Raw genomic sequence first — 8084 nt, 5'->3', positions numbered from 1 at the left:
CTCCCGGTGGGGCCTTGGTGGCGGGGCGCCCCTGCACCCCGCCCGCGCGGCCCCCGCCCGCCAAGTCGCCCGGGGTGTTCTCGCCGGTCAGCCCCAGGGCGGTGGCCAGGGCGGGGCCCGCGACCGCGAGCGCCGCCGTCCGTTCTCCCGCCGCGAGCGGGGGCAGCAGCGCGGCGCGCTGGGCCGCGGTGCCGAGGGCCGCGATCAGCGGGACGGCGAGCCCTGCGGTGGCGAGCAGGGGGGAGGGCAGCAGGGCGCGGCCGGTCTCCTCGCAGGCCAGGGCCAGGTCTGCGGGGGTGCAGCCGACGCCGCCGTACTCCTCGGCGACGGCGATGCCCGGCAGGCCGAGTTCCCGGGCGAGCCGCTGCCACAGCTCCCGGTCGTATCCGGTGTCGGTCCGGGCGGCGGCCTTGACCTCGTCGGGGCCGCAGCGTTTGCCCAGGATCTCGCGCAGGGTGCGGCGCATCTCGTCCTGCTCCGCGGTGAAGGCGGCGTCCATCGTCGGGCTCCTCCCGGGGGCACCTCCCGGCGACAGCCGGAGGCGTATCTGACGGGGCGTCATGTTAGGACGCCGGGATCGAGAAGCACAGGGGTCGGGCGACCCGGGCGCGGATCGGAACGGACGGCACGCGCCCTAGCATCTGACGTATCGTCAGATGTACCGTCCCTCCATGCCTGGACCCACATCCGGACCCGCCTCCGGCCCCCTGTCCCACGCGCCCGGAACCCGCCCCCGTCGCCGGGTCGCGGTGGCCGGCGTCGCGCTCTCGGAATGCGGCCGGGTCGACGGCCCGACCCCCTACGCCCTGCACGCGCAGGCCGCCCGGCGGGCCCTGGCCGACTCCGGCCTGGACCGCTCCGTCATCGACGGCTTCGCCTCGGCCGGCCTGGGCACCCTCGCGCCCGTCGAGGTGGCCGAGTACCTGGGCCTGCGCCCCACCTGGGTGGACTCCACCTCTGTCGGCGGCTCGACCTGGGAGGTCATGGCCGCCCACGCGGCGGACGCCATCGCGTCGGGGCACGCCAACGCCGTGCTGCTGGTCTACGGCTCCACCGCCCGCGCCGACATCAAGGCCCGCCGCCGCACCTCGAACCTCTCCTTCGGCGCCCGCGGGCCGCTGCAGTTCGAGGTCCCGTACGGCCACACGCTGATCTCCAAGTACGCGATGGCCGCGCGCCGCCACATGCACGAGTACGGGACGACGCTGGAGCAGCTCGCCTCGGTGGCCGTCCAGGCCCGCGCGAACGCGGCCACCAACCCGGACGCGATGTTCCGCACGCCGCTGACCGTGGACGAGGTCCTCTCCTCGGAGATGATCGCCGACCCCTTCACCAAGCTGCACTGCTGCATCCGCTCGGACGGCGGCTGCGCGGTGCTCCTGGTGGCGCAGGACCTGGTGCCCGACACGGCGAAGACCCCGGTGTGGGTGCTGGGGACGGGCACCTCCGTCTCGCACACCACGATGTCGGAGTGGGCGGACTTCACCGTCTCCCCGGCGGCCGTCTCGGGCCGGCTGGCCTTCGGACGGGCCGGCCTGACCCCGGCGGACGTGGACCTGGCGGAGATCTACGACGCCTTCACGTACATGACCCTGGTGACCCTGGAGGACCTCGGCTTCTGCGCGAAGGGCGAGGGCGGGGCCTACGTGGAGAAGGGCCGCCTGCTGCGGGAGGGCGAGCTCCCCGTCAACACGGACGGGGGCGGCCTGTCGGCCTGCCATCCGGGGATGCGCGGACTGTTCCTGCTGGTCGAAGCCGTACGCCAACTCCGCGGCGAAGCGGGCCCGGACCGCCAGGTGACCAAGCCGGGCGGCCGACTCCCGGAGGTGGCCCTGGCGTCAGGCACGGGAGGCTGGTTCTGCTCCTCGGGCACGGTGATCCTGGGACGGGGGTAGGGGCGGGGCTCCGTCGGGCGGGGGCTCTGCGTGCCGGTCGGGGGCGGGGGTGGGCGGGACTTGACCTGGCCCGTGTCAGGGGAGGGCTGGGGGCGTCCCGCCGCTTTTCGCCCCCGGCCCCGACCCCGACCAGCCGCCCCCGGAGTCACCCCACCCCCGCCGGCCGGTCCGGGTCCAGGTCCGGAGCAGGTCCCAGGTCGAAGCCGCAGATCTCCATCCCGGCGAACGACACGCGATCCCGGTCGAGTTGGAGCCACACCCCGGGCGCCTCGTCATTGTCGAAGTGGATCCAGGCGCTGTCGGCGCGGCCGGCCGGAGCCGTACGGAGGTAGGCGCAGGCCGCGCTGCACCTGCACCACCCGTGGAGACGCAATCCCGCCAGGGCCCGGGCCAGGGCGGGCTCGCCCTCGGCGACCAGGGCCGCGTCCAGGAACGACACCAGCGCGGGATAGACATCGGCAAGCAGCGGCGGTTCGATCTCGCTCACGCGATCAGGTTAGCCACCCCCGGCGCCAAGGGCGCGGACGCGGCGTTCGCGACGCACCCCGGACGGTCGGCCGTCGACGTGAACGCGTACAAGGACTTTTGACCTCCGCCCCCGGACGGCTACGTTCGGGGGATGGACATCTTGCGCTACGTGGCCTTCAGCACCGACCCGCGGGGCGGCAACCCGGCGGGGGTGGTGCTGGACGCCACCGGCCTCGACAGGGCGACGATGGCCGCCACCGCGGCGGAAGTCGGGTACTCGGAGACGGCGTTCGTCGTTCCGCGCCAGGACGGCGCGTTCGACATCCGCTACTTCAGCCCGAAGGCCGAGGTGCCCTTCTGCGGGCACGCCACGATCGCCACCGCCGTCGCCCACGCACGCCTGCACGGCGCCGGCGACCTGCTGCTGCACACCCAGGCGGGCCCGGTGCCGGTGACCACCTCGGTGGGCCCGGACGGTGCCGTCACGGCCACGCTGGTGAGCGTGGAGCCGCGTACGGAGGCGCTCGCGGAGGCCGACCTGGCCGAGCTGCTGGCCGCGCTGCGCTGGTCCCCCGCCGATCTCGACCCTGCCCTGCCGCCGCGGGCCGCGTACGCCGGTGCCTGGCATCCGGTGATCGCGGCGGCGAGCCGGGAGCGGCTCGCGGACCTCGACTACGACCGGGCCGCGCTCGCCGAGCTGATGGCGCGCCGGGACTGGACCACGATCGCCCTCGTGCGGCGCGAGTCGGAGTCCGTCTTCCACGCCCGCAACCCCTTCCCGCCCGGCGGCGTGGTCGAGGACCCGGCGACGGGCGCGGCGGCGGCGGCCCTCGGCGGCTACCTGCGCGCGCTCGGCCTGATCGCCACGCCGGCCCGCCTGACCGTCCACCAGGGCGTGGACATGGGGCGCCCGAGCCTGATCACGGTGGGCGTGCCGGCGGATCCCGCGGCGGGCATCGAGGTCACCGGCACGGCGGTCCCCATCCCCTGACGGGACGGCCCCGCACCGCCCCCCTACCAGGTCAGGGCGTCCAGTGGCCGGCCGTCGGAGGTGATGCGGAGGTCGTGGTGGGTGTGGTCGAGGTCGATCAGCCTGATGTGGGACGCGTCCGTCCAGGTGGCTTCCAGGACGCCCCGGGGGTAGTCGGCGGCGTACTCGGCGACGGGGTGCCGGCGGGCCGTCGGGAAGCGGCCCGCGTCCACGTAGATCCGCCAGACGGGGTCGGTCAGGCCGATGCCCCGTTCCACGACCAGGCGGCGGCCGGACCCGTCGGGGGCGGGGACGTCCCACTCCCGGTCCGGGAAGGGGTCGGCGACCACCGCGTACGCGGGGACGGCGAGCACGCCCAGCACGGCCGTCCCGGCCAGGGCGAGGGCGGCGCCCTTGCGGACGTCTGGCCGGCGGGAGGCGAGCAGGGCCGCTCCGGCGAGGAAGACGGCGGCCAGGCAGGCGAGCAGGACGGGGTGGTCCATCTCGGCCAGCAGGGCCAGGCCTCCGGGCCGGTCGCAGAAGGGGACGACGGCCGCCGCGGCGCCCGCCGTCACGGCGAGGGCCACCAGTGCCCGCGCCGCAACTCTGTGCATGTCCATGGCCAAGCACCCTAATGCCGGGACCCGGACGGTCCACCGGGTCACGGCACTAGCCTGGCCGCATGACCAGCGACTTCCACACCACCCTGCACTCCCTGCGGGTATGGGACACCGAGCTCCCCGGCTTCGACCCGGCGGCCGCTCCCGACGGGCCGCTGGCCCTGTTCCGGGAGTGGTTCGTCCAGGCCGCCCGGTCGGGGCAGACCGAGCCGCACACCATGAGCCTGGCGACGGTGGACGCCGAGGGGCGGCCCGACGTCCGGATCCTGATGCTGCACGACGCCGACGAGCGCGGCTGGCACTTCGCCTCGCACGCCACCAGCGCCAAGGGGCGCCAGCTGGCGCGGCACCCGCAGGCGGCGCTGTGCTTCTACTGGCCCACGGTGGGCCGGCAGGTCCGGATCCGGGGCCGGGTCGGGGCGTGCGGGCCCGAGGAGAGCCGGGCGGACCTGGCGGTGCGCTCGCGCGGGGCGCTGGCGGCCGCGCTGACCGGGCGGCAGAGCGAGGTGCTGGACTCGGCCCGGGAGCTGGCGCGGGCCTCGGCGGCGGCGTGGGAGCGGGCCGGAGCCGAACCGGACGCGCCCGCGCCGACCTGGACCCGGTACGTACTCGATCCCGCCGAGGCGGAGTTCTTCCAGGGGGACGCCGCCCGGCGCCACGTCCGCCTGCGCTACCGGCGCACCGCCGGCGCGGCGTGGGAGCGCGAGCTGCTCTGGCCGTAGACGGCTTCCCGCGGTACGGGTCAGGCCGCGCGGAAGACGGCCACGCGGACGCCTTCCGCCGCCTGCCGGAAGGTGACCTCCAGGGGCATGCCGATGCGGAGGGCGTCGTGCGGGCAGTCGACGACCTCCGTCATCATCCGGGGCCCTTCCGCGAGGTCGACGACGGCGGCCACGTACGGGACGCGCCCGCCGAAGGGCGGGAGGTCGTTGCGGTGGACCACCGACCAGGTGTAGAGGCTCGCCCGGCCGCTCGCCTCCTCCCACTCCACCCGGTCCTCGCCGGCCCAGCAGAAGGGGCAGAACTCGCGCGGGTAGTGGTGGGCGCGCCCGCAGTCGGCGCAGCGGCGCAGCAGGAGGCGGTCGGCCGCGGCGGCGTCCCAGTAGGGGCGGGTGAACTCGTCCGGCTCCGGGAGGTCGTGGCGCGGGGTGCTCACAGGAGGATTCCGATCGTCGCGTCGAGGGACCAGGTCTGCCAGGCCATGGCGAAGAGGGCGACGAGCGAGATGAGCGCCATCATCGCGTTCTGGCCCTGCTCGGCCCAGTCGTGGATCATCAGCACCAGGTAGAGCAGGTTCAGCAGCAGTCCGCCGATCAGGGCCACCGGGGTCAGGAAGCCGAGCACCAGGCCCAGGCCCAGGGCGAGTTCGGCGTAGACGACGATGTACGCCATCAGTTTCGGGCGGGGCCGGACGACCGTGGCGAAGCCGCTCCTCACGAAGGCCCAGCGGTGTTTTCCGGCGACGTCGGCGGCCCAGGCGATGCCGGTACCGCGCTCGAACCAGCCCTTCTTGTCCTTGTGGCGCCAGCTCTCCAGCCACCACAGGCCGAGCCCGATGCGCAGCACGGCGAGCCACTCGGCGCCGCTGAGCCAGATGGTCTGCATCCCTCACCCACCCACTCGACCCACTGATCTGACGGTACGTCAGTTCAGCGGATCGGCGGCGATCCCGCAAGGGGGCTGCCGGGGCGGGCCGAGCGGTGCGGGCCGAGCGGTGCGGTGCGGTGCGGTGCGGCGGACCGTGCGCGGCGGCCGGGCTCAGGGGTGGGCGAACAGCCGCCCGTACCCGGCGATGCCGCCGGCCTCCGCGCCCGCCGCGCGCAGCGCGGCCCACAGCAGGACCTGGTTCGCGCTCAGGACCGGCCGGCCGAGGGTGGCCTCCAGGGCCCCGATCGCCCCGACGGCGCGGAAACCGTTCCCACCGATGACCACCGCCTCGGCGGCGTCGGGCACGCGCGGCGCCACCCAGTCGTGCAGGGCCGCGGGCCCGATCCGCCGCTGCTCACTCGGGAGCCCGCACGGGGCGGCGTAGGCAACCTCGAACCCGCAGTCCTCGTAGTAGCCGCGCCCCAGATCGGTGAGGGTGTCGTCGAACCACGGCGGGTCCACGAGGGCGATCCGCCCGGCCCCCAGCGCCCGCAGGGCCTCGGCCGCGGCGGCGCAGGTGGCGACCACCGGCAGCCCGTGGGCCCGCTCCCCCAGCCGGGCCAGCATGTGGCCCTCGCCGCGCGGCCCGATGACGTAGGCGGAGGAGGTGAAGGCGAAGGCGATCACCGCCACCGGCGCCGCGGCGAGCAGAGCGGTGGCCTCGTCCACGCCCGGGGGCTCGGCGAAGGCGCGTACGGGGGCCAGCGGAAGGACCGGGTCCATCACGCCCCCGCGCCCCATCGCCGCGAACGGCACCCGGGCGGTGTGCAGGCCCACGTCGGGCGGGGCCATGGCCCGCAGCTCCGACTCGGGGCCGACGTCGGCGTGCGGGGTGAGGATTCCGAGGCGGACGCGTACGTCCCACCCGTCGGGCTGCCACATCGCGCGTTCCTCTCGGGGACGGGCCGGGGCCCTCCACTGTGGCAGTGCGGTGGCCCGGCGGTCGCGCAGCAACGCCGGAAGGGGCGTCCGGGCGGCCGTGATCGATCCGCAATCGATTCCCTCCTCGTCCGAGACCCATCAACGCTGTGTGTCGATACGATCACTGCTCATGTCCGAGCCCGACCTGACCATCACCGAGCCCCGCCCCGTGTACGTGATCGGCGCGGGCCCCGGCGGCCTCGCCGTCGCCGCCGCGCTGCGCGCCCGGGGGGTGCGCGCGGTGGTCGTCGAGAAGTCCGGCTCCGTCGGCGCCTCCTGGCGGGGGCACTACGAGCGGCTGCGCCTGCACACCACCCGGCGCCTGTCGGCCCTGCCGGGACTGGCGATACCGAGGCGGTTCGGGCGCTGGGTCGCGCGGGCGGACGTGGTGCGCTACCTGGAGAAGTACGCGGAGTTCCACGCCCTGGAGCTGGTCACCGGCGTCGAGGTGACCCGGATCGAGCGGGCCGCCGACGGGGAGGGCTGGACCCTGCACGCCTCGGGCGGGCGGATGCTGGCCGCCGGGGCCGTGGTCGTGGCCACCGGCTTCAACCACACGCCGGCGCTCCCCGACTGGCCGGGCCGCGAGGGGTACACCGGGCGGCTGCTGCACGCCGCCGCCTACCGGGAGCCGGGGCCGTACGCCGGGCAGGACGTGCTCGTCGTCGGGGTCGGCAACACCGGCGCCGAGATAGCCGTGGACCTCGTCGAGGGCGGGGCCGCGCGGGTGCGGCTGGCGGTGCGCACCGCCCCGCACATCGTGCGCCGTTCGACGGCCGGGTGGCCGGCGCAGCGCACGGGGATCCTGGTACGGAGGCTGCCGGTGCGGTTCGTGGACCGGCTGGGGGCGCTCGTGGCGCGGGCCTCGGTCCCGGACCTGTCGGCGTACGGGCTGCCGCGGCCCTCGGCCGGCCTGTACAGCAGGGTGCGGCAGGGGGCGATCCCGGTGCAGGACGTGGGTCTGATCGAGGCGGTGCGCCGGGGCCGGGTGGAGCCGGTGGCGGCCGTCGCCGCCCTCGACGGGGCCGGGGTGGTGCTGGCGGACGGTACGCGGATCACCCCGGACGCGGTGATCGCGGCGACGGGTTACGGGCGGGCCCTGGAGGGCCTGGTGGGCCACCTCGGCGTACTGGACGGACGCGGACGCCCCCTCGTCCACGGGCCCCGCACCCCGGCCGGGGCGCCCGGCCTGTACTTCACCGGGTTCACGAACCCCATCAGCGGCATGCTCCGCGAGCTCGCCCGGGACGCGGAGCGGATCGCGAAGGCCCTGTCCCGGCGAAGCCGCCGGTCCGCTCCCGCACGGGGCCCCGCCCCCAAGTAGTCCGGGTCGCCGAAGCGGCTCCCGGCCCCCGGCGATCCGCCTTCATCGGCGGGGCCCGGCCGGCGGGGGCCAGGCCGAAACGGGTCTGGACCGGCCCGGGGCGGTTCTGCCACCGTTCAGGCACACACACCACCTTCACCACCTTTCCTGCGCACCCCTGTTCCTGACGGCGCGTCAGTTCAGTAATCTGACAACGCGTCAGTTATGGATTTCATCGAGGTTCATCGAGCAGGAGCGGG

At 75.4% G+C, this 8084-nt stretch carries 10 protein-coding genes; 4 read left to right on the top strand and 6 right to left on the bottom strand.

The genetic code is table 11. The features are described 5' to 3' along the window. Nucleotides 1-499 (bottom strand): acyl-CoA dehydrogenase family protein (locus tag ACEPPI_RS31120; protein ID WP_373918609.1); only part of this gene is annotated, 499 nt, incomplete at its 3' end. Between the two features lie 172 nt (nt 500-671). Between ACEPPI_RS31120 and ACEPPI_RS31115 the strand changes: the two genes are divergently transcribed. Continuing rightward, nucleotides 672-1895: an acetyl-CoA acetyltransferase gene (locus tag ACEPPI_RS31115; RefSeq protein ID WP_373918608.1), complete on the top strand. Its 1224-nt coding sequence runs from the start codon at nt 672-674 to the stop codon at nt 1893-1895. Between the two features lie 145 nt (nt 1896-2040). Here the strand turns inward: ACEPPI_RS31115 and ACEPPI_RS31110 are convergent, their stop codons facing one another. Beyond that, nucleotides 2041-2382 (bottom strand): hypothetical protein, encoded by a 342-nt coding sequence (locus ACEPPI_RS31110; RefSeq protein ID WP_373918607.1) that lies wholly within the window; start codon nt 2380-2382, stop codon nt 2041-2043. A 132-nt stretch (nt 2383-2514) separates the two neighbouring features. Between ACEPPI_RS31110 and ACEPPI_RS31105 the strand changes: the two genes are divergently transcribed. Beyond that, the gene (locus tag ACEPPI_RS31105) at nt 2515-3354 is read left to right on the top strand and encodes a PhzF family phenazine biosynthesis protein (protein WP_373918606.1); all 840 of its coding nucleotides are present in this window, start codon (nt 2515-2517) and stop codon (nt 3352-3354) included. Nucleotides 3355-3377: 23 nt separating this feature from the next. On the opposite strand, the gene ACEPPI_RS31100 is transcribed toward ACEPPI_RS31105, so the two are convergent. Beyond that, nucleotides 3378-3953 carry a hypothetical protein gene (locus tag ACEPPI_RS31100; protein WP_373918605.1) on the bottom strand — a complete coding sequence of 192 codons (576 nt, stop codon included), beginning with the start codon at nt 3951-3953 and terminating at the stop codon, nt 3378-3380. Between the two features lie 62 nt (nt 3954-4015). On the opposite strand from ACEPPI_RS31100, the gene ACEPPI_RS31095 reads away from it, so the two are divergent. Beyond that, the gene (locus tag ACEPPI_RS31095; protein ID WP_373918604.1) at nt 4016-4675 is read left to right on the top strand and encodes a pyridoxal 5'-phosphate synthase; all 660 of its coding nucleotides are present in this window, start codon (nt 4016-4018) and stop codon (nt 4673-4675) included. A gap of 20 nt (nt 4676-4695) precedes the next feature. On the opposite strand, the gene ACEPPI_RS31090 is transcribed toward ACEPPI_RS31095, so the two are convergent. The 3 genes from ACEPPI_RS31090 to ACEPPI_RS31080 all read right to left on the bottom strand — a co-directional run bounded on the left by ACEPPI_RS31090 (nt 4696) and on the right by ACEPPI_RS31080 (nt 6482). Next, the gene (locus tag ACEPPI_RS31090; protein ID WP_373918603.1) at nt 4696-5109 is read right to left on the bottom strand and encodes a Zn-ribbon domain-containing OB-fold protein; all 414 of its coding nucleotides are present in this window, start codon (nt 5107-5109) and stop codon (nt 4696-4698) included. Next, nucleotides 5106-5558: a DoxX family protein gene (locus ACEPPI_RS31085; protein ID WP_373918602.1), complete on the bottom strand. Its 453-nt coding sequence runs from the start codon at nt 5556-5558 to the stop codon at nt 5106-5108. Before ACEPPI_RS31085 ends, ACEPPI_RS31090 begins: the two co-directional genes overlap by 4 nt. Nucleotides 5559-5711: 153 nt before the next feature. Further along, entirely contained in the window at nt 5712-6482 is a 771-nt protein-coding gene (locus ACEPPI_RS31080) for a maleate cis-trans isomerase (RefSeq protein ID WP_373918601.1), read from the bottom strand. Nucleotides 6483-6651: 169 nt separating this feature from the next. On the opposite strand from ACEPPI_RS31080, the gene ACEPPI_RS31075 reads away from it, so the two are divergent. Beyond that, on the top strand, nt 6652-7845 hold the full coding sequence (locus ACEPPI_RS31075; RefSeq protein WP_373918600.1) for a flavin-containing monooxygenase: 1194 nt from the start codon (nt 6652-6654) through the stop codon (nt 7843-7845). The last annotated feature ends 239 nt before the right edge of the window (nt 7846-8084 follow it).

This window comes from Streptomyces sp. AB3(2024) (assembly GCF_041862025.1).
Lineage (GTDB): Bacteria > Actinomycetota > Actinomycetes > Streptomycetales > Streptomycetaceae > Streptomyces.
Note: the sequence above shows the minus strand (reverse complement) of the source record. Positions and strands in the feature narration are given on the sequence as shown.